At 72.8% G+C, this 21,441-nt stretch carries 12 protein-coding genes; 6 read left to right on the plus strand and 6 right to left on the minus strand.

All coding sequences use genetic code 11. From position 1 onward, the window contains the following. Window positions 1–64 precede the first annotated feature (64 nt). A complete protein-coding gene (locus HMPREF0063_RS14130) occupies window positions 65–2,188 on the plus strand; it encodes a HelD family protein (protein ID WP_007079378.1) in 2,124 nt (707 codons plus the stop codon). Beyond that, window positions 2,185–3,792, plus strand: coding sequence for a metallophosphoesterase family protein (locus HMPREF0063_RS14135; protein WP_169309996.1), 1,608 nt, complete (start codon window positions 2,185–2,187; stop codon window positions 3,790–3,792). The genes HMPREF0063_RS14130 and HMPREF0063_RS14135 overlap by 4 nt, the downstream gene beginning before the upstream one ends. Window position 3,793: 1 nt before the next feature. On the opposite strand, the gene HMPREF0063_RS14140 is transcribed toward HMPREF0063_RS14135, so the two are convergent. After that, on the minus strand, window positions 3,794–5,002 hold the full coding sequence (locus HMPREF0063_RS14140) for an ArgE/DapE family deacylase (protein WP_245527722.1): 1,209 nt from the start codon (window positions 5,000–5,002) through the stop codon (window positions 3,794–3,796). Between the two features lie 208 nt (window positions 5,003–5,210). Here HMPREF0063_RS14140 and HMPREF0063_RS14145 point away from each other — a divergent pair, with 208 nt between their 5' ends. Next, window positions 5,211–7,100, plus strand: coding sequence for a phenazine-specific anthranilate synthase component I (locus HMPREF0063_RS14145; protein WP_007079381.1), 1,890 nt, complete (start codon window positions 5,211–5,213; stop codon window positions 7,098–7,100). A 7-nt stretch (window positions 7,101–7,107) separates the two neighbouring features. Here HMPREF0063_RS14145 and HMPREF0063_RS14150 read toward each other — a convergent pair whose 3' ends face one another. Continuing rightward, on the minus strand, window positions 7,108–9,045 hold the full coding sequence (locus HMPREF0063_RS14150; RefSeq protein WP_007079382.1) for a LuxR C-terminal-related transcriptional regulator: 1,938 nt from the start codon (window positions 9,043–9,045) through the stop codon (window positions 7,108–7,110). A 1-nt stretch (window position 9,046) separates the two neighbouring features. After that, window positions 9,047–13,369 carry an Hsp70 family protein gene (locus HMPREF0063_RS14155; RefSeq protein WP_007079383.1) on the minus strand — a complete coding sequence of 1,441 codons (4,323 nt, stop codon included), beginning with the start codon at window positions 13,367–13,369 and terminating at the stop codon, window positions 9,047–9,049. Window positions 13,370–13,649: 280 nt separating this feature from the next. Between HMPREF0063_RS14155 and HMPREF0063_RS15980 the strand changes: the two genes are divergently transcribed. The 3 genes from HMPREF0063_RS15980 to HMPREF0063_RS14170 all read left to right on the plus strand — a co-directional run bounded on the left by HMPREF0063_RS15980 (window position 13,650) and on the right by HMPREF0063_RS14170 (window position 18,855). Then, window positions 13,650–15,380, plus strand: a complete 1,731-nt coding sequence (locus HMPREF0063_RS15980; protein WP_050760972.1) for an IniB N-terminal domain-containing protein — start codon at window positions 13,650–13,652, stop codon at window positions 15,378–15,380. A 131-nt stretch (window positions 15,381–15,511) separates the two neighbouring features. Continuing rightward, the gene (locus HMPREF0063_RS14165) at window positions 15,512–17,359 is read left to right on the plus strand and encodes a dynamin family protein (protein ID WP_007079387.1); all 1,848 of its coding nucleotides are present in this window, start codon (window positions 15,512–15,514) and stop codon (window positions 17,357–17,359) included. Next, window positions 17,356–18,855 carry a dynamin family protein gene (locus HMPREF0063_RS14170; protein WP_007079388.1) on the plus strand — a complete coding sequence of 500 codons (1,500 nt, stop codon included), beginning with the start codon at window positions 17,356–17,358 and terminating at the stop codon, window positions 18,853–18,855. The genes HMPREF0063_RS14165 and HMPREF0063_RS14170 overlap by 4 nt, the downstream gene beginning before the upstream one ends. Window positions 18,856–18,861: 6 nt before the next feature. Here the strand turns inward: HMPREF0063_RS14170 and HMPREF0063_RS14175 are convergent, their stop codons facing one another. The 3 genes from HMPREF0063_RS14175 to HMPREF0063_RS14185 form a co-directional block, all read right to left on the minus strand. Further along, on the minus strand, window positions 18,862–19,485 hold the full coding sequence (locus HMPREF0063_RS14175) for a hypothetical protein (protein WP_040320313.1): 624 nt from the start codon (window positions 19,483–19,485) through the stop codon (window positions 18,862–18,864). Window positions 19,486–19,505: 20 nt separating this feature from the next. Beyond that, a complete protein-coding gene (locus tag HMPREF0063_RS14180; protein ID WP_007079389.1) occupies window positions 19,506–20,285 on the minus strand; it encodes a DsbA family protein in 780 nt (259 codons plus the stop codon). A 32-nt stretch (window positions 20,286–20,317) separates the two neighbouring features. Beyond that, window positions 20,318–21,441: S1C family serine protease (locus HMPREF0063_RS14185; RefSeq protein ID WP_007079390.1), on the minus strand; the 1,124-nt coding region annotated here is incomplete at its 5' end.

Here is a 21,441-nt window from a genome sequence, read left to right on the forward strand (position 1 = left end):
GCCGGGCTCCCGACGGCCTAGACTGGACCGCCCCCTGCTGACTGCCCTGCCCCGAAGGAGTCCGGTGACGTCCACCCCCGCCGAGCGGCGCGAGATCGAGACGGAGCAGGCGTACGTCGACACCGTCTACGAACGGCTCGACGCGTCGGCCGACGTCGCCCGCTCGCTGGTCGCCGAGGGGTTCGCCCGCGGGCACATCGGCCACGAGGGCGGTCTGGTCGAGCGCGACGCGATGGTGTTCCAGGCGACCCGCCGGCTCACCGCCCTGAACGCCGCGCACGACGGCCTGGTGTTCGGCCGGCTCAACCTGACCACCGGCGAGTCCCGCTACATCGGCCGCATCGGCGTCCGTGACGCCGAGCGCGAGATCCTGCTGATCGACTGGCGGGCGCCGGCGGCCGCGGTGTTCTACCAGGCGACCGCGCAGGACCCGTCCGGTGTCGTCCGCCGCCGCGTCCTGCGCTGTTCCGGCGCCCAGGTGGTGGGCATCGAGGACGACCTGCTCGACGCCGACAGCGCGCCCGACGACATGGTCGTCGTCGGTGAGGGTGCGCTGCTGGCCAGCCTGTCGCGGGCCCGCGACAGCACGATGCACTCGGTCGTGGCCACGATCCAGAAGGAGCAGGACGAGGCGATCCGCGCCCCGAGCCGGGGCGCCACGATCATCGGCGGCGGACCGGGCACCGGCAAGACCGTCGTGGCGCTGCACCGCGCCGCCTTCCTGCTGTACACCGACCGCCGCCGTTTCGAGTCCGGCGGAGTGCTGGTGGTCGGTCCGTCGTCGGTGTTCATGAACTACATCGAGCGGGTGCTGCCCAGCCTCGGGGAGACCAGCGTGACGCTGCGGTCTCTCGGTCAGGTGGTCGACGGCATCACCAGCGCCCACCACGACGAGCCGGTGGCGGCGGCCGCGAAGGGTTCGGCACGGATGGTCAGGGTGCTGGCCCGGGCGGCCGCAGCGCCCTTGGCCGGGGCCCCGACGGAGTTCCGCTACTTCTACAAGGACGACGTGCTGCGGCTCGACGCCGCCAGGCTCGACGGACTGCGACGTCACCTGCTGCACCAGAGCTCCCGCAACCGGGCCCATCCGCGGGTGCCGGCCGTGCTCGTCGACGCCCTGTGGCAGCAGGTGGCCGGTGAGCGGGCGCTCGAGAAGGGCCGGGAGGGCTTCACCGACGCGATCGTCGACGACCCGCGGTTCGTGGACTTCGTCGAGGCGTGGTGGCCGGCCGTCGACGCCGTCGAGATCTGGCGCAGCCTGCCCGACCGGCTCGCCGAGTTCGCGCAGGGCGAGTTCCCCCGCGAGCAGATGGACGCGCTGCGTGCCTCGTGGGCCGGCGGCGTCCCCAGCATCGAGGACGTCCCCCTCATCGACGAGCTCCGCTACCTGATCGGCGAGGTGCCGCCCGAGCACGACGAGGACGACGACACCCCCAAGCAGCTCATGAGCTTCGAGCGGCGCGAGCGGGAGGATGCCGGCGACCGGCTCCGGTCGACCCGCAGCATCGACGACGACGGCTTCGCCCACGTGCTGGTCGACGAGGCGCAGGACCTGTCGCCGATGCAGTGGCGGATGCTCGGCCGCCGGGGCCGCCACGCCAGCTGGACGATCGTGGGCGACCCGGCCCAGTCGTCCTGGCCGTGGCCCGAGGAGGCGGCCGCCGCCCGGGCCGCCGCCCTCGACGGCAAGCCCGAGCACGTCTTCCGGTTGTCGACCAACTACCGCAACTCCGCGGAGATCTACGACGTCGCGGCCCAGGTGGCCCGCCACGCCATCCCCGGCGCCGACCTCGCTGCCGCGGTGCGCCGCACCGGTGAGGAGCCCGAGCACCTCGTGGTGGCTCCGGGGCAGCTGGTGGGCGTGGCCCGCGAGCGCGCCGAGAAGCTGCTCGGCCGGGTCGACGGCACGGTCGCCGTGGTCGCCCCCCGGGCTCGGGTGGCCGAGCTCACCGCCGAGCTGTCCGAGACGCTGCGTCACCACGAGCGACTGAGGGTGCTGGACGGTCTCGACACCAAGGGGCTGGAGTTCGACGCCGTCGTGGTGGTCGACCCCGACGCGATCGTCGCGGAGTCCGAGGCCGGATGGCGGACCTTCTACGTGGTCCTCACCCGGGCCACCCAGCTGCTCAGCACGGTGGGCCCGACCGAGCGTTGGCGCGAGGTGTCGAGGGGCGGGCCGCGACCGTGAGGCGGCTGGTCGCCGCCGCCGTGCTGCTGGCGGTGGCCGTCCCCACCGGGCTCGGCGTCGCGCGGGCATCCTTCCTGGCCTCCGAGCAGTCGGTCTCGATCGGTGCCCACGACGCGACGGTGCGGCCGAACTTCACCTCCGCCGCCGTGCTGGAGGCCGGCCCGCTGCTGCCGCAGCTGCGGCTGCCGTTGGACGACACACCACTGGGCATCGGCGCCCGGATCGAGCTCGGCGGGTCCGAGGCGAGGTCGCTCGACGAGGTCATCACCAACGACGCGGTCATCGCCAGCCAGCCCGAGGGCGAGATTGCCGCGGTCACCGAGGCCATCGGGCAGATGGCCCGGCAGGCCGTCCTCCGTGGCGTCGGGGTGGCCCTGCTGGTGTCCGCCGCCCTGGTCGTCGCCTGGCGAGCCGTGGGTGCCGACCGTCGGGCGGCGCTGGCGCGCTCGTGGCGCCGGCCGAGCCGCGGCCAGGGCGCGGCCGGGGCGGGTGTCCTGGCCACGGTGCTCGCCGGTGGGGTGCTCGTGGCGGTGTCGTCACCGGCGATCCCCGACCAGGACGTGTCGTGGATCCCGGTCACCGACGTCTTCACCACGCTGCCCGACGACCCGATCCTCGACCGTCTCGAGCTCTCCGACGGAGCCGCGACTCGCAGCGGGCGCAGCCTCATCGAGGGCGCCCTGCGGACCTACCGTGAGTCCAACGCCTTCTACGACCGGCTGGTCGAGACCGCCGAGGACGTCGAGGTCCGCACGCCCGAGGAGGGCCAGACGACGGCGCTGGTCGTCACCGACCGCCACTCCAACGTCGCCATGGACCCGGTGGCGCGACAGCTCGCCGAGAACGCCGAGGCCGAGTTGCTGATCGACCTCGGTGACGACACCTCCAACGGTGCCTCGTGGGAGCAGTTCAGCATCAACTCGCTGGCGCGGGAGTTCGAGGGGTTCGACGTGGTCGCGGTGGCCGGCAACCATGACCAGGGACCGATCATCCCCGACCTGATGCAGCGACGTGGCTTCGAGCTGCTGGCGGGAGAGCCGAAGGACGTCGCCGGCATCCGGTTCCTCGGGGCCAGCGACCCCCGCAGCTCGGGCCTGACCCAGGGCTACACCGGCGACGAGAGCGACAACATCGCGGCGATCCGCGACCAGGACGCCGAGCTGACGCGGACCGCCTGCGACGACGGCGACGTCGCCGTCGTCGCGGTGCACAGCTCGGCCCAGGCCCGCCAGCTCCGCGAGTCCGGTTGCGTCGACCTGGTGCTGTCGGGGCACCTGCACCGACAGGTCGGCCCCGACGTCACCATCACCGACGACGGCGAGGCCACGGTGAGCCTCACCACGGGCACCACCGGTGGTGCCGTGTACGCCTTCGCCCTGGGCACGGGCCTGCGGCGCGAGGCGCAGATGACCCTCGTGACGTTCGAGGACGGCCGGCCGGTCGGGCTGCAGATCATCGACGTGCAACCGGGCGGGACGATCTCGGTGCAGGAGTACGTCACGCTGGCCGACCTGATCGAGGCCGCGGTGGCCGGGGACCCCGAGCTCGACCCCGACGTGCCCCTGCCGCCGGAGCCGGAGCCCGAACCGGAGCCGACCGGCTGACTCAGGTGCAGCGCGCGAGGATCAGGCGGGTGTAGACCTCGGCGCACTCCACGACGTCGTCGACGGCCACGTTCTCGTCGAGCGCGTGGGCGCCCCGCACGTCGCCCGGACCGTACTGCACCGTGGGCACCCCGGCGCCCGCGTACAGCCGCAGGTCCGAGCCGTAGGGTGCGCCGACCATGGGGGCGCTGGTGCCGACGGCATCGGCCACCTCCGCGACGAACGGGTGGTCGGGGCTCAGGGCGCCGGCGGCGAACCGCCCGCCGGGCCAGGTCACGACGGCCGGCTGCTCGCGCAGGAACGGATGGTCGGCGCCGGCCACGGCGGCCTCGAAGGCGGCCTCGGCCTCGGCGAACGACTCACCGGGCATGACGCCGTGACGACCCTCGACCACGAGCCGGTCGGGCACCGTGCTCGCCCAGTCCCCGCCGTGGACGATGCCCACACTGATGGGCCACGGCAGCGGGCCGAACGGTGCCGGCGGTGAGTCGTTGCGCCGGGCCTCCAGCTCGCGCAGGGCGGCATGGACGGCGATGAACACCTCGACGGCGCTGACGCCGGACGACCGCATCGACCCGTGGGTCGAGACACCCGGGATCTCCAGCCGGAACGTCAGCGACCCGCCGTTGGCCGCCACGATCGCGTGGTCGGTGGGCTCGGCGATGACGCAGGCGTCACCGGTGTGCCCGCGACGCAACGTGGCGAAGGTGCCGAGACCGCCGTCCTCCTCACCGATGACGGTGTGGACGGCGAAGGGCCGGCGCAGGTGCAGGCCGGAGACGGCTCGGGCCGCGGCGATGATGGCCACCACCCCGCCCTTCATGTCGGCCACGCCGCGGCCGTACCAGCGACCGTCGGTCTCCCTCAGGTGCCAGGGGTCGCCGCCGGTCCAGGCCTCGGTGTCGCCCGGCGGCACGACGTCGACGTGCCCGTTGAGGATCAGTGCCGGGCGGCCCTCGCCGGAGGTGCCGACGCATCCCCACGCCTCGGTGCGCTCGACCTCCTCGCCCGGGTGGTCGGGGTCGGCCCGCAGGGCGTCGAGGTCGAGCGGCCACAGGTCGACGTCGAGACCGATGCCGGTGAGGGTGGCCGCGCACCAGCGTTGGACGAGGGACTCGCCCTCCGAACCGCCCGTGCTGGGGATGCTGACCAGCTGGGCGAGGTCCCGGCGGACCAGGTCGACGTCGATCATGGCCACCGTCCGATCCACGAGGCTTTCTCGGCAAGGGGGCATGTCGCCGGTGGCGACAGCCGTCACGAAATCGTACGCCTCACCCGGGGCCGCACGGACGTCGCGTCCGCCCGGGCGGAGGACCACGGTGACCGCCGGTCACCCCCGTCGTCGGTCGGGGCCCCTGGCTGAATCACGGTGTCGTCGGACCGTCTAGGCTGAGCCGCCGAGACCACGGAAAGTGCCCATGACCCTCCTCGACGACCTGCTGGCCCAGCCGGCGTTCGCGCTGATCCGCGTGCGCGAGTCCGACACCGTGACGCTGGTGGCCGGCCCGCGCACCGACATCGAGCGGTTGGCCGACATCCCCGAGGCGACCGGTCCGGTCGGCGGCGACCGGGTGTGGGACCACCTCGTGCTGGTGCCGTTCGCCCAGGTCCGCGAGCGGGGCTTCGAGGCGCACCAGGACGGCACCCCGCTCAGCGTCATCCGGGCCGACGTGGTCCACGAGGTGCCGCTCGACGAGCTGCTCACCCTCCTGCCCGACGTGCCGCTCGACTTCGTCGACCGCGGCGGCTTCGAGACCTCCGACGACGACTACGCCGGCATCGTCCGCGACATCATCAGCGAGGAGATCGGTCAGGGCGAGGGTGCGAACCTGGTGATCGGCCGGCACTACCGGGCGCAGGTCGCCGACTGGGGCCACGAGCGTGCGCTCACGGTCTTCCGCCGGCTGCTGGAGCGGGAACGCGGCGCGTTCTGGACCTTCTGCATCTTCACCGGCGACCGGCACCTGATCGGCGCGAGCCCCGAGCGGCACGTCAGCGTCGAGCACGGCGAGGTGCGGATGAACCCCATCAGCGGCACCTTCCGCATGCGGGGCCTGGAGACCCATGCGGACCGCAAGGCGGCGCTGCTGGAGTTCCTGCGGGACGAGAAGGAGATCTACGAGCTCTTCATGGTGGTCGACGAGGAGCTCAAGCAGATGTGCGACATCTGCCACGAGGGCGGCCTCGTCCTGGGGCCGTTCCTCAAGCCGATGACCCACCTGGTGCACACCGAGTACCTGTTGTCGGGCCGCACCGACCGTGACGTCCGGGAGGTGCTGCGCGACTCGATGTTCGCGGCCACCGTGACCGGCAGCCCGGTCGAGAATGCCTGCCGGTTGATCCGCCGCTACGAGGAGCACGGTCGGGGCTACTACGCGTCCGTCGCCGCGCTGGTCGGCCGCGATGCCGCCGGCGGGGCGGTCTGCGACGCGCCGATCCTCATCCGCACCGCCGACGTCGACACCGAGGGGCGGCTCACCGTGACCGCGGGCGCGACGCTGGTGCGGGACTCCGACGCCGACCACGAGACGAGCGAGACCTGGGCCAAGGCCTCGGGCATCCTCAGCGCCTTCGGCCTCGTCGACGCCGCACCGGAGGCCACCGAGGGGTTCGACGCGTTCACCCGCGAGGACGACGTGCTCGTGGCGCTCGGAGCCCGCAACCAGCGGCTGAGCCAGTTCTGGTTGACCGACCAGTCCGGTGCGGTGCCCGAGCCGACCCTGGTGGGCAAGCGGGTCGTGGTCGTGGACGGCGAGGACGACTTCGTCAACATGCTGGGGCACGTCTTCGGAGTGCTCGGCATGACCACCGACGTCATCCGGCACGACGCACCCGAGCTGGTCGAGCAGGGGCCGGCCGTCCTGGACGGCTACGACCTGGTGGTGGTCGGGCCGGGGCCGGGCGACCCCCGCGACACCGCCGATCCGAAGATCGCCACGATCCACGGTGTCGTCGACGCGCTGCTGGCGACCGGTCGGCCGTTCCTCGCGGTCTGTCTGGGGCACCAGGCCCTGTGCCACCGGCTCGGGCTCGACCTGGAGTTCAAGGACATCGTGTTCCAGGGCACCCAGAGCCGGGTCGAGGTGCTGGGGCGGCCGGAGACGGTGGGCTTCTACAACACCTTCGTCGGCCGGGTGCCCGCCGGCGGTCTGCCCGACGGGGTCACGGTCGAGGTCGACGACGCCACCGGTGACGTCCACCTGGTCGCGGGTCCGCACTACCGGGGGGTGCAGTTCCACGCCGAGTCGGTGCTGACCCAGAACGGCTTCGGCATCCTGCGCGACCTGGTGCTCGCGCTCGGGATCTAGCCGCGACTCAGTCCGCGGCGGGCTGCTCGGAGACCGCGAGTCCGCGCAGCATCGTGAGCATCTCGCGGCGGGTGTCGGCGCCGAGGCGGCGGCGGATCCGCGCCACGTGGTGCTCGACGGTCTTGGGCGAGATGAACAGCCGCTCGCCGATCTCGCGGTAGCCGACGCCGGTCAGCACCAGCATCGCCACCTCCCACTCACGGTCCGTCAGCTGGGCCCGCAGGGGCGCCGTCTCGCCGTCCTCGCGGACGTCGGCCACCGGGGTGCGGTGGGCGGCCCTCGCCAGCTGCATCAGCTCGAGCATGACCTGACGGTCGGTGGTGCGGCCCGCTGCCTGCGCGGCCAGCCGGGTGGCGTCCCAGCTCAGGCCGATCAGCTCGAGGTCACCGGTCGCACACGTGACGGCGGCAGCGTCGACGTCCCCCTGGAGCACCCGCAGCCACGTCTGGCCGGCCCGGGCGAGGATCGCCGCCACCCGGCTGTCCTGCGCCCCGTGGACGAGGGCGTCCGCGTGCGGCAACAGCTGGGACGGTTCCTCGGCGAGGATCGCCGCGTGCACGCCGTACCAGTGGAACATCGCCGCCCAGAGCGGCGGCCGCCCGAGGCTGTCGAGCAGCTCGCCGGCGTCGAGCAGGTGGGTCTGCAGGCGGTGCGACTCGCGCAGGCGGGCGGCCGCGACCGCCAGCTCGCCGAGCGGCAGCAGCGAGTAGAGGTCGACGGAGAACTCCGCGAGGCTCACCCGGACCTCGTTCCACGCCCTGTCGAGCGCGACCAGGTCGCCGGCGCGCCGGGCGATGCCCAGCCGCAACCCGTGCAGGAACATCTGGTCCCGCAGGGCGAGTGGACCGGAGTCGGCCACCCGGTCGGCGATCGTGGTGGCGCCCGGCAGGTCGCCCTGGAGCATGCGTGACCACGCCAGCAGCAGGTGGTGGCGCGACTGCTGGAGGCTGCCTCCGAAGCCGGCGTCGATCGCCGCGGTCAGCACCCTGGCGGCCGTGTCGACCTCGCCGGTGCTGATCGCCACCAGGGCTGCCAGGGCGGCGGGCGACTCCGGGACGACCAGCTCGTCGCCCAGCGGGCGCAGGGCAGCCGCGGACTGCACGAGCACGGGCAGCGCCGCCTCGCCGCCGCCGTCGAGGGAGAGCTCCAGCCCGCGTGACATCAGCGCCAGGCCTCGACCGACGCTCGTGGGCGGGGCGTTGCGCGCGAGCGCCGCCATGCGTCGGGCCTGCTCGGCGTCACCGTCACCGAGCATCGCCCAGACGGCCAGGGCGGCGTCGTTGCCGATGCGCGCCTCGCCCAGGAAGCCGAACAGGGCGGCGCTGTGGTGCACCATGCCGCGGTGCGCGTGAGCGATCGCTACGGCGCGCACCGCGACCGGGACGGACGCGTGGTCGGGATCGGCGAGCACCCGCTCGCCGGCCCGCAGGGCCGCGTCGAAGTCGCCGGACCTGACCGCACGCTCCGCGGCCTGCGCGGCGAGCCGCAGGGGGTCGGCCCCCGCGGTCTCGGCCCAGGCGGTGATCAGGTCGGCGTCCGCCGCATCGGCGTGGGACGCCGACGAGACCAGGTGCTCGGCGAGCCGGGGGTCACGACACCCGGACGTCACGAGGGCGCCGGCGGTCTGGACCGGCAGGGGACCGCGGGTGCTCAGCGCGTCGAGGACGGCCGAGTGGAGCGCGCCGAGGGCCGATCCCGTGGTGGAGCCCAGCAGGGTGCCGCGTGCCGTGACCGTGAGGTGCGGCGACGCTCCTGCCAGCTGCCCGGCTGCCATCGCCGCGTCCAGGCACCGGCGCACGTCGTGGGGCGACAGATCGGTGACGGTGGCGATCAGCGCCGCGTCCACCAGGTCGGTCACGGCCACGACCGTCAGCACCTGGCGGAGGTGCGTGGCCTCGACGGCCGATCCGTCGGGGTGGTTCAGCACCGGCTGCGAGCTGCTCATGTCAGTCGCCGGTCTCCGGGTCGGCGGGCTCCTCCGGCGGGTCGCTCGGGGTCGGCGAGGGGGTGGGTTCGGTGGGCGGCGGCTCGGACGGCGGCGGGGTGCTCGTCGCGGTGGGGGACGGCTCCACCGGCACCGGCACTGGCGCGGTGGTCGGCGCCGGAGTGGTCCGTCGCGGGGCGACCGGCACCGACCGGCGCGGGTTCGTGCCGGGTGTGGCCGTGTCCGAGCCCGGTGGCGTGACCTCCGCCGTCGGCGCCGACGTCGGTGCAGGGGTGTCGTCCGGCGCGTCGGCCGGCGGCTCCGTGGCGGTGGCGGACCGGGGTGTCGTCTCCGGCGGAGCCGCATCGGAGTCGGACCGTTCGGCCCAGGCCATTTGCGCACCACCGATGACCAGCAGGAGGAGCAGCGCGCCGCCGGCACGGGAGTACCGGCCCCGCCGCCGACGTCGCCCGGGCTCGTCGCCGCGCCCGTCTCCGGGCTCCTCGGTCGGATCGACGTCTGTGGGGCCCGCGTCGTCCGCACCTGCTGCGGCGTCACCGCCGGGGGAGTCGTCGTCGACGTCCTCGTCGACGATCTCCGCGTCCACGACGTCGTCGTTGATCGGGGTGGTCTCGTCGTTCGCACCGACGTCCTCGAGCGCGTCCTCGAGCACGACGTCCTCGGGGTCCGCGGACTCGGCCACGGGGGCGGGGGCGAACGGGTCGTGCACCAGCCGCTGCTGCCACGGCGTCGCCGTGATCTCCGCGGGCGGGGCGGTCCTGGACCGGCGCCCGCGGCGGCGGCGCCGGGACCGGCGGTCGGGGGCGCTCGAGCTCATCCACGCCATGGACGGATCGGCGACGACGGGAGCCGGCGCCACCGGCACCGGGAGGGGGACACCGGGCGGGGGTGTCAGTGACGCGCCGTGCGGAGGCGGGGGCGGAGGGGGCGGTGGCGGCGCCAGGGCCTCGTGGCCCTCGACCGTCGGGTCCGGCTCGACCACGGCGTCGCCGACCTCGTCGACGGGGGGCTGCGCGTCCTCGGTCCCGGCGTCCTCGGGGGTCGCGGCCGGCGCCGGGTCGTGCCGACGTCGCCGACGGGCCGGGCGGGCTCGACGGCCGGCCACGGTCCCGGCGTCAGCCGTGTCGTCGGTGGGCTCCGGGTCCGGGTCGGCGGCCGGGTCGGTGGTGTCGACCACCGTCTCCACCACGTCGTCGGCGGGGTGCTGCGCGTCCTCGGTCGCGCTGTCCTCGTGGATCGTGGTCGGCGCCGGGTCGTGCCGGCGACGCCGACGGGCCGAGCGGCCCCGTCGGCCGGTCGGCTCCTCGGCGGTCGCCTCGACGGGATCGACGACGGTGTCCGGGACCAGGTCCGGGGTCTGCTCCGCGTCCTCAGTGCCCTCGGTGTCGGTCGCAGCGCCCGCGAGGTCGTCGACCGGTGTCGTGGGTCGGCGAGAGCGACGGGAGCGCGCGCGGCGTCCGGCCGCTCGTCCGGTGTCGAACCGGTCGGCGGCGGTGTCGAAGGAGTCCGGGTCGACGGTGTCCGGGTCGGCCGCACCGTCCTCGACCGCGCTGTCCTCGGTCACAGTGCTCTCGACCGCAGTGTTATCGGCCAGTGCCTCCGGTGCCGGTGTGGCGTCGAGGGGTGCCTCGTCGGTCGCGTCCCGGCCGTCCTCGACGCGTCGGCGACGGCCGAGCCGGCGGGCGCGCGCGGTCGGCGGTGGCTCCTCCTCCAACGACTCGCGTGCCTCGTCCAGGGGGTCGGTCGGAGTGGTGCGACGCCGGCGCCCCGGGACGGGAGCGTCGTCGTCCTGAACGTGGTGGTCAGCCACCGCGGGTGTCTCTGGCCCGATGTCGTCGGTCGAGTCCGGGACGTCGGCGGCACGGCGTCGCCCGGTGGCACGGCGCGAGCGGGCCGGCCACGGCATGTCGAGGTCGTCCGACGGGAGTCCCGCCGAGGCTGCCTCGTCGAGCACGGTGGCGTCGAGGACGGTGGCGTCCAGACCCTCGACATCGGTGTCGTCGGGCGGCAGGAGGCGGCGTCGACGCCCGGGCGACGTCACCTCGGCCGCGTCGTCCCCCGCGTCGTCGCCGAGCTCGTCGACGACGGGCGACGCGGTGTCGTCCGCCAGCTCCTCGGCGGAGTCGTCCACCGGTGCCGGCCGGAACACTCCGCGCCGTGTCTGGCGGCGACGTCCGAGCAGCTCGTCACCCAGGTCGAGCGCCTCGATCGGGTCAGGTCCGGCATCTTCGGACGCAGCATCCTCGGGCGCGTTCCCCTCGGCCACGTCGTGCTCGGCCGGCCACGCACCGGTCGACTCGTGCTCGGTGTTCTCGACCGTCTCTCCGGTCATCGCGTCCCGGCGACGCCACCAGCGGCGACGCGGAGCCGTGCCGGGTGCGTCGGCGTCGCGGTCCACGTCATCCGCCGGAGCAGGCTCGGCCGGCGCAGTGTCGAAGGGCCAGACGTCCTCCGGCTCCTCCTCGTCGTCAGCCGTGACCTCGGCGTGATCGCCCTGGTCCTCCACGGGCACCGGAGCCTGGTCGACCGGTTCCTCGGGGAAGGCGACCGGGACGGTGTAGTAGACCGGCCGCGGCAGGGACTCGGGTGCGGAGAGCGGGTCGGCGGGCGTCGCGACGGGCTCCTCGGCAGCGGCATCGTCCTCGGCCCCAGCCCGGTCCTGCGGTTCGTGGACGACGACCTCGGTCTCGTCCGGTGCGCTGAGCGAGGCGTCGAGCCGGACGGCCGGAAGATGCTCGTCGACGGGCTCAGTCTCTTGGACCACGGCGGGCGGCGGGTCCGCGACGGGCTCGGCCTCGTCGTCCACCACCTCGGCGGTGTCCTCGGGCCCGACGGCCACGTCCTCGACCGCGTCGAGGGTGAGGTCCTCGGCGGGCGCGGGCTCCTGCTCCGGCGCGGGCGCGGCGGCGACCTCGTCCGGGTGGGGCACCGGCGCCGCGGCGTCATCGGCCGGGTCGTCGTGGGGCGTGACGTCGACCGGCGGCTCCTGGACCGCGCCGGCCCCGACCGCCTGGTCCTCCGCTGCCGCCTCGACGGCCACATCGGCATCTTCGGCTGCCGCCTCGTCAGCGGCGTCGACGATGACCTCGGCTGGCTCCGGTGCTGCGAGCACCGACGGCTCGTCCTCGACCTGCGTCTCGTCCTCGACCGGCGGTGCGGGCGGGGCCGGCGGCTCGTCGGTGGCGTCCACGGGCGGCGGGGGCGGGGGTGGGGGTGAGAGGGGGGCCGGTGCGTCGGTGTGGTCCGCCGCCTCAGTCGTTCGCGGGTCGGCGGCGCCGGCCGCCACGGAGGTCCATGCCGGGATCGCCACGGACCGCCACCGCTCGGCGCGTCCGCCGGTGGTGCGATGGTCCAGGCCGCCCGCCGCGATCATCGCGCCGGCCGCGACGGTCCGCGCCGGGTCGGCGTCCGAGACGATGTCCAGGTCGAGCTCGCCGGACACCGCCTGCGCCAGCAGCGGGATGCGGGCTGCGCCGCCCACCGTCAGCACCGTGGTGACCCGCTGGCCGCTGGAGTCGATGGCGGTGCGCAGCAGCGTGACGACGGACAGCGCCCAGGGCCGGGCGATCTCCTCGAGCTCGGCCCGCACGAGGCGGAGCTTCGCGTCCGGCCCGCCGATCTGCGTGGTCAGGGTGACGGCCGACCGGATCGACAGCGACTCCTTCGCCTCCCGGCACTGCAGGAGGAACTCGCGGGCAGCCGCGACGGTGTCGGGATCGGTCGGGTCGATGACGTCGCCGCGTTCACCGAGACTCTCCACCAGGTGGTGCAGGATCCGGGCGTCGAGCTCGTCACCGGCGGCGTGGGCCTGCATCGCCGGATGGCCGGCCACGGTGGGCCGCGGCGTCCGGCAGCCCTGGACCACGGAGGCGCCCGACGTCTGGGCGCCGAGGTCGAGCACCGCGACGGAGTCGTCGAGGCGACCCCCGCCTGCCAGGTGTCCGCGGACGGCAGCCTCGGCGTCGGTGATGACGGTGACGCGCCGGCCGGCCCGTGCGTGGATCGCCTCGCGGGCGACCTCGGTGGCCCGGGTGGTCCACCAGGCGGGGATCGCCACGACGACCCCTCGGCCCGCGGTGGGTCGGGGGGTGACGCCGCACTCGACCATCGCCCGCACGACCTCGGCGGCGTACAGGTCGTGCGCGTGCTCGTGACGGATCCGGCCGTCGTCGTCGCGGTGCACCAGCGGGACGGGATCGCCGACCCGGGCGGTCAGGTCGCTCATGACCCGTCGGCGTGACGCGTCGACCGGCAAGCGGATCCATCGGCCGTCGTCGAACACGACCGTGGTGCCTCCGGCACCGACGTCAATCCCGATCGCCACGCGTGGTCGTCCTGTTCTGTCTCCGAGATGGGTGCAGTCCGGTCAGCACGCACGGCGACGGACCGGATCAACGGCTCAGCCTAGACCGAAGTGGGGCGATCGCGCAGACGAACCCCTAATCGACATCCCCTAGTCCCCGTCGGTTCCCCTAGCCCGGAGTCCCGTCGCACCCGTCAGGGAAGTGGGGGGATTGACCCCGATTCGTGGTACGGCACGCCTGCGTAGTGTCGAGCAGGTTCGTGCCCCGATCTGGGGCAGACGACACCTTCAGGAGAATCCCATGGACACCACCACCCTTTTGAACTTCATTCTCGGGCTACTGGGTAGCAGCGCGCAGGCCGAGGCCTTCGCCGAGGATCCGGACGGCGCTCTCGCCGCAGCAGGCCTCGGCGGCATCAGCTGCGCCGACGTCGACGCGGTCCTGCCCGTCGTCGCCGACTACCTGCCCATCGCCGCCGGCGGCTACGGCTCGCTGCACGGCCACTCCGACGTCGCCTCGCAGCTCAAGGCCCTCGTCAGCGTCTACCCCCCCGGAACCGTCACCAACATCGCGCAGAACATCTGGGCCGACGGTGACGTCACCCAGGCCTTCGGCTTCGGCTCCGGCGTGACCGTCGCGGGCGAGGACAACGTGACCGCCGGTCGCGACGCCTACAACGCGCAGGACGACGGCGTCATCGCCGGCGGCGACGCGACCGTGGCCCACGACGACGCGATCGTCGCCGGTGGCAACGCTGCCGAGGACGACGCGATCGTCGCCGGTGGCAACGCCGCTGAGGACGACGCCCAGATCGCCGGTGGCAACGCTGCCGAGGACGACGCCATCGCTTCCGGTGGCGACGCTGCCGAGGACGGCGCCCAGATCGGCGACACCGACAACTCCGACAACTCCGACAACTCGGACAACTCGGACAACTCCACCGAGGACAACGACGGTGTCGACCTCGAGGCGGGCGACAACAACGCCGGTCAGGACAACTCCACCGAGGACAACGATGGTGTCGACCTCGAGGCGGGCGACAACAACGCCGGTCAGGACAACTCCGACAACTCCGACAACTCGGACAACTCGGACAACTCCGACAACTCGGTGACCGAGGACAACGACGGTGTCGACCTGGAGAACGGTGACAACAACGCCGGCCAGGACAACTCGGACAGCTCGGTGACCGAGGACAACGACGGCGTCGACCTCGAGGCGGGCGACAACAACGCCGGTCAGGACAACTCCGACAACTCCGACAACTCGGACAACTCGGACAACTCCACCGAGGACAACGACGGTGTCGACACCGAGGGTGCGTACACCGAGGACAACGACGGCAACGACTTCGAGAACGGTGGCCAGGTCGGCGATTCGGACGACTCGACCACCTCGGGCGACGTCGACAACTCGACCACCTCGGGTGACGTCGACAACTCGATCGAGGACAACGACGGTGTCGACCTGGAGAACGGCCCGAACAACGCCGGCCAGGACAACTCGACCACGTCGGGTGACGTCGACAACTCGACCGAGGACAACGACGGTCTGGACATCGAGACGAACAACGCCAACGCCGCCGGCGGTGCCCTGAGCACCTCGGTCGTCGACGACGACTCGATCTCGCTGGGCACGCTGACGCTGGACTCGAACAACACGACCGACAACTCGACCACGTCGGGCGATGTCGACAACTCGATCGAGGACAACGACGGCACGGACCTGGAGAACGGTGGCACGGTCGGCAACACGTCGGGCGACGCCACCACGACCACCGACAACTCGAACAACTCGAACCAGGGCAACACGACTGACTCGAGCACCACGGCGGGCGACACCTTCACGGGTGACAACGTCGGCGGCGACAACTTCGAGTCGGGCGGCGGCGACGTGTTCTCCGGTGACAGCAACCAGCAGAACAACGCGCAGGACACCGGCAACGTGGTCGAGGGCGACTACGTCTCCGACCAGGGCACGATCGTCGACGACGTCAGCGAGGCTGGCGCAGGCGGCATCGTCTTCCCGTGATGAGCTGAACCCCGCCCCACGGTGACGTCGTCACCATGAGGTGGACGAACCCCCGGAACCAGCATCTGGTTCCGGGGGTTCGTCGTTCCCCCCGTGTGGCACCATGGCCGCGAAGGAGTTGAGCCACGCCCATGAGTCCCGTCACCGCCGTACCGCCTCGCGCCGCACAGATGGCGTCGTTGCTGTCCGACGCCGCGGCGCTGGCTGCCGAGACCGAGCGGGACGACCTCGTCGGGCGCCTCACGACCCTGGCCGAGCGGGTGAAGGACCCCACGATGCGGGTGGTCGTGGTCGGTCAGTTCAAACAGGGCAAGAGCGCGCTGGTCAACGCGCTCGTCGACGCGCCGGTGTGCCCGGTCGACGACGTCGTGGGCACGGCGGTGCCGACCGTGGTCAGCCACGGCGAGACCATCACGGCCACCCTCTACACCGAGCTCGACGGGGTCACCGAGCTGCAGGCCAAGGCCATCCGTCCCGACCGGCTGCGCGACCACGTCACCGAGGCCGCCAAACGGTCCGATGGGGTGCGGCCCGTGCGCGTCGACGTGACCCTGCCGAGCACGGTGCTCGCAGGGGGCCTGGTGCTGGTCGACACCCCCGGCGTCGGCGGCACCACCAGCTCGCACGCCGCGAGCACCCTCACCATGCTGCCCAGCGCCGACGCGGTCCTGATGCTGTCGGACGCCAGCCAGGAGTACACCGACCCCGAGCTGAGCTTCCTGAAGCAGGCCATGTCGCTGTGCCCCACGGTCACCTGCGTGCTCAGCAAGATCGACCCCCACCCGCACTGGCGCGACATCGCCGAGGCCGACCGCCGTCACCTCACCAATGCCGGGCTCGACGTGCCGCTCGTGCCGGTGTCGGCGTCCTTGCACCAGCAGGCGACCTCGATGGGTGACGCTGAGCTCGACGTGGAGTCCGGCATCCCCGAGCTGGTGCAACGGCTGCAGACCGACGTGGTCGAGCGGGTGCTCGACCAGACCGCCGAGGCGGTCGGACACCAGGTGCTGTCGGTCGTCGACCACCTGTCGTTGTCGTTGGAGTCCGAGCTGCAGATCCTGCGCGATCCGCGCCAGGGCGCCAAGGTCGTCAAGTCGCTGCAGGAGGCGCAGGCCGCGGCCAACGCCCTGGGCCAGCGGTCGGCGAAGTGGCAGCAGACCCTCACCGACGGGGTCGCCGACTTCAACAACGACATCGACTACGACCTGCGCGACCGCCTCCGCAGCGTCGGCCGGGAGGCCGAGGTGCTGATCGAGGACTGCGACCCGGGTGAGTCGTGGGACGAGATCGGCGCCTGGCTGGCCGACTCGATCGCGCAGGCGGTGGGCGACAACTTCGTGTGGGCGCACCAACGGTCCGAGCACCTCGCCGCGGTCGTGGCCGACCACTTCGCGGTCGAGGGTGCGGTCGACCTGCCCCAGTTCCGTCTGTCCGACACCGAGGGCGTGCTCAACCCGATCGCGGGTCTGGAGCGGATCGAGACCGGCGAGCTGTCGATCCCGCAGAAGGTGCTCATCGGCATGCGCAGCTCCTACGGCGGCATCCTGATGTTCGGTGTGATGACCAGCCTGGCCGGCATGGCCCTGATCAACCCCATCTCGATCGCGGCCGGCGTCATCATCGGCAGCTACGCCTACAAGCAGGAGGCCGAGCAGAGGCTCGACCGCCGTCGCAGCCTGGCCAAGGTCGCCGTCCGACGGCTGATCGAGGAGGCGATCTTCCAGGTCAGCAAGGAGGCCCGCGACCGGCTGAACGTGGCCCGCCGCACCCTGCGCGACCACTTCACCGATGTCGCCGCCAACATGAAGCGTTCGCTCAACGAGGCGATCGAGGCGGCCAAGTCCGGCGCCGGCGCCACCGACGAGCGGTCCCAGCGGATCCAGCAGCTGGAGGAACGTGAGGCGCGTTTGCGCGACCTCGTGGCCCGGGCGACGGCGCTCGGTGCCGTGGACTCCCGCACCGAGAAGGTGAGCTCATGACGATCGACGCCAACCGCAGCAGTGTGCCGATGGACACCGCCCGAGCCCTCCTGGCCTCGACGATGCGGCTGTACCGCCGCGACCCCGCGATCACCGCGGAGCTGCAGACCTACAGCCGCCGTCTCGACGAGCCGCTGCGCATCGCGCTCGTCGGCTCGGTCAAGGCCGGCAAGTCGACCCTGCTCAACGCCCTCCTGGGCGAGCACCTGGCGCCCACGGACGCGCGGGAGTGCACCCGTGTCGTCACCTGGTACCGGCACGGCAACACCCCGAAGGTGAGGGCCTACCCGCTCGACGGCGGGGTGACCAAGCTGCCGCTGCTGCGTCAGGCCGACCGCCTCGAGCTGGAGCTCGGGGACCTGCGGGCCGAGGACCTCGAACGGCTCGAGGTCACCTGGCCGGCCGAGCAGCTGAGCGACCTCATCCTCATCGACACCCCCGGTACGGCCTCGATCTCGACCGACGTGTCCGGTCGCACCCAGGAGTTCCTGGCCCCTCGTGACGGCGTCTCGGGCGTCGACGCCGTGGTGTACATGCTGCGGTCGCTGCACACCTCCGACGTGGAGTTCCTGCACGAGCTGCACGACCGCACCGGTCACGGTGCCTCGGCGCTGGGGTCGATCGCGGTGCTGTCCCGGGCCGACGAGCTCGGCGGCGGGCGTCTCGACGCGATGGTCTCGGTCAACCGGGCCGTGCAGCGGCTGCGCGCCGACCCGTCGCTCGACGGGCTCGTGGAGTCGGTCGTGCCGGTGGCCGGCCTGCTGGCGGTGGCCAGCTCGACGTTGCGGCAGTCGGAGTTCTCGGCGTTCGTGACCTTGGAGAAGCTGACCCGCGAGCGGCTGCAGCAGCTGCTGGTGTCGGCCGACCGGTTCATCGCCGCGGAGGAGGACGACCTGCCGAGCGCGAAGATCCGCGCCCAGCTGGTCGAGCGCTTCGGGCTCTACGGCATCCGCCTGGCGATCGCGACGCTGCGCACCGGCATCGTCGACGCCCCGACGTTGTCGGCCGAGCTGGTGCGTCGCAGCGGGCTCGACGAGCTGCGCCGCGTGATCGACATCCACTTCCGGCAACGCAACCCCGAGCTCAAGGCGCACTCGGCGATCCTGGCGGTCTACCGGCTGCTGTCGGCACACCCGCGCGAGGACGCCCGGCCGCTGCTCGAGACGGCCGAGGAGTACCTGGCCAACTCGCACGCGTTCCGCGAGATGCGGCTCATCAGCCGGGTGCGCTCGGTCAAGTTCGCGATGGCCGCCGACGACCTCGAGGAGCTGACCCGGTTGATCGGTGGAGACGGCACCGCGGCCCACCAGCGACTCGGTGCCGACCCCGACTCGGGTCTCGAGCAGCTCGATGCCCTGGCGCACGAGGCGCTGTGGAAGTGGGCCGACCTGGCCGACAACCCGCTCACCGATCGTGACACGGCCGCTGCGTGCCGGGTCGTGGTGCGCAGCTGCGAGGGCGTCATCGCCGATCTCGCCGTGCCCCAGCACGCCTGAGCGCGCTCAGTCCTCGGGATCGGGGCGCCGGTACTCCTTGGCCGTGCCCATCAGCAGCGGCGGCGCGACGAGCGGAGGCTTGGCGACCAGCCACTCCTTGACCGCGCTCCGGGTCGCGAGCAGGCACGCGAGCAGCAGCAGGAGCAGCTGGACGGCGCTCAGCACGAGGTCGAGCTGGCCGCCACCCCGGAAGGCCGAGACGACCAGCAGGACCGGCACGTGCACCAGCGTCAGCACGAGCAGCGCGGTGCGACCCCCGGCCTGTCGCCGGCGCAGGGCGGCGACCGCCCGCAGCTCGGCCAGCACCATCAGCAGACCGAGGACCGCCACGACCGCCAGGCCGACGGTGACCGCCTGGCCGATGTCGGAGGACGAGTAGTCGGGCGCCTCCTCCATGAGCCGGTCCCGCAGGCTGCGACGGATCTCGGGGTAGCGCTGCGCCGCCAGCGCCGTGGGGACGGCGAAGGCCACGAGGCTGAGCCGCACGAGCCAGGCCGTCATCGCGACGGACCGGGGGGCCGGCACCTCCTCGCGCTCGGGAAGGCCCGACGAGAAGCCCGGACGCCGCGGCGGGGGCGGTGCCGCGTCGGGCTCCTCACCGTCGGCCCGGTCCTCGCGGTCGCCTGTCATGCTCCGATGATACGACTGCGTCAGCCGCCGGCCTGACTGATCGCCTGCTCCAGCTCGTCGGTACCGGGCATCACGACACCGCCGGACTGACCGATGACCTCGACCTTGACGTCGTTGACCACCACCGTCGGGGTCTGGCTGACACCGATCTCACGACCCTCGGCAAGCGCGGCCTTGACCCAGTCGGCGAAGCGCTCCTCCTCGACGCAGGCGGCGATGTCAGGGGCGCCCGCCTGAGCGGCGAAGTCCACGAGCACCGGGTCCTCGTGACCGGCCACGCCCTCGGCCGGCTGGTTGGCGTACAGCAGGTCGTGGAAGTTCGCGTACGGCACGACGCCGGCACTGTCGGCGACACAGGCCGCCGCGTTGGCGGCGCGCTCGGTGTACCGGTTGGTGCTGGCACCGATCAGGAAGGTGAACGGCCGGTACTCCAGCACGATCCGGCCCTGGGTGACGGCGTCCCGCAGGTAGGCGCCGCTGCGCTCCTCGAAGATGCGGCACGACGGGCACAGGAAGTCCTCGTACAGGGCCACGGTCACGGGAGGGTCAGGGACCTCCGTGCCGGTCGCCAGCGCCGGCGTGAGCCGGAACCCGAACGACTCGGTGGAGTTGGCCGGAGTGGCCGCGTCGGCTTCTGCTGCGTCCTCGCGGCCGCTGAGCACGTAGCCCGCGACGGCGACGGCCGCGATCACCAGCACGATGGTGATGAGGGAGACCTTGAGCCGCCGCTGGTGGGTGGTCGCCTGCTGCCCCTGCAGGAGGCGCGCGGCGCGATCGGCTGCGCGGTTGTCGTCGGTCATACCGTCCCTTCAGGCTCCCTCGGTCAGAAACCCTACTCGGTCAGCTGCCCGCCGTCCGAGTCCAGCACCACGTCGACGGTCTGGCTGGACCCGTCGCGCTGCAGCGTGATCTCGACGGTCTCGCCCGGCTGGTACCCCCGGATCGAGGCCACCAGGGCGCTGGAGCTGGAGATCGCGTTGCCGTTGAGGCCGGTGATGACGTCGCCCACCTCGATGCCGGCGTTGTCGCCGGCGCCGCCGCTGGTCACCTCGCGGACCTCCGCACCGATGCCGGTGATCTGGTCCGAGGAGGTCGCGGGGGCCACCGTCACGCCGATCCGGGCGTGCTCGACCGGGTCGCCCGCGAGGATCTGCCGGGCCACGTTCTTGGCGAGGTCGACCGGGATCGCGAAGCCCAGGCCGATCGAGCCAGCGGTGCCGGCCGGCGAGACGCCGGAACGGATCGCGGAGTTGATGCCGATCACGCGGCCCTGCAGGTCGACGAGCGGCCCGCCGGAGTTGCCGGGGTTGATGGCCGCGTCGGTCTGCACGGCGGGGAACACCGTCGCGTCGCCGCCCTGCCCGTCGGAGGACTCCACGGGCCGGTTGAGGGCGCTGATGATGCCCTGCGTCACGGTGCTCTCGAGGCCGAACGGCGACCCGATGGCCACGACCTGCTGACCGACCTGCAGGTCGCCGGAGGAGCCGAGCTCGGCGGGCGTCAGCCCGGTGAGGCCCTCGGCCTTCACGACCGCGAGGTCGGTGAGGGGGTCGCGGCCGACGATCTCGGCCGACACGTTGGTGCCGTCGCTGAAGGCGACCGTGATCTGTCCGCCGTCGGCGGCCGACTCGATCACGTGGTTGTTGGTCAGGATCTCGCCGTCGTCACTGATGATGATGCCGGTGCCGGATCCGCCCTCGGAGGCGCCGCGGACGTTGATCTGCACGACGGACGGCAGCAGCTTCTGCGCGACCGCCTCGACGGCCCCGGTCGGAGCCACGTCGGTGGAGGCGGGGACGTCCAGCGAGCTGAAGCTGGTGTCCGACGAACCCGGACCGCCGGAGGTCTCGTCGTACAACCAGGCGCCACCGAATCCGGCGCCACCGGCCAGGGCGGCCACGGCCACGATCGCGACGGCCCGGCGACCGCGGCGGGAGTCGCGCGGCGGCGGACCCG

Origin of the sequence: Aeromicrobium marinum DSM 15272 (genome assembly GCF_000160775.2) — a bacterium.
Lineage (GTDB): Bacteria > Actinomycetota > Actinomycetes > Propionibacteriales > Nocardioidaceae > Aeromicrobium > Aeromicrobium marinum.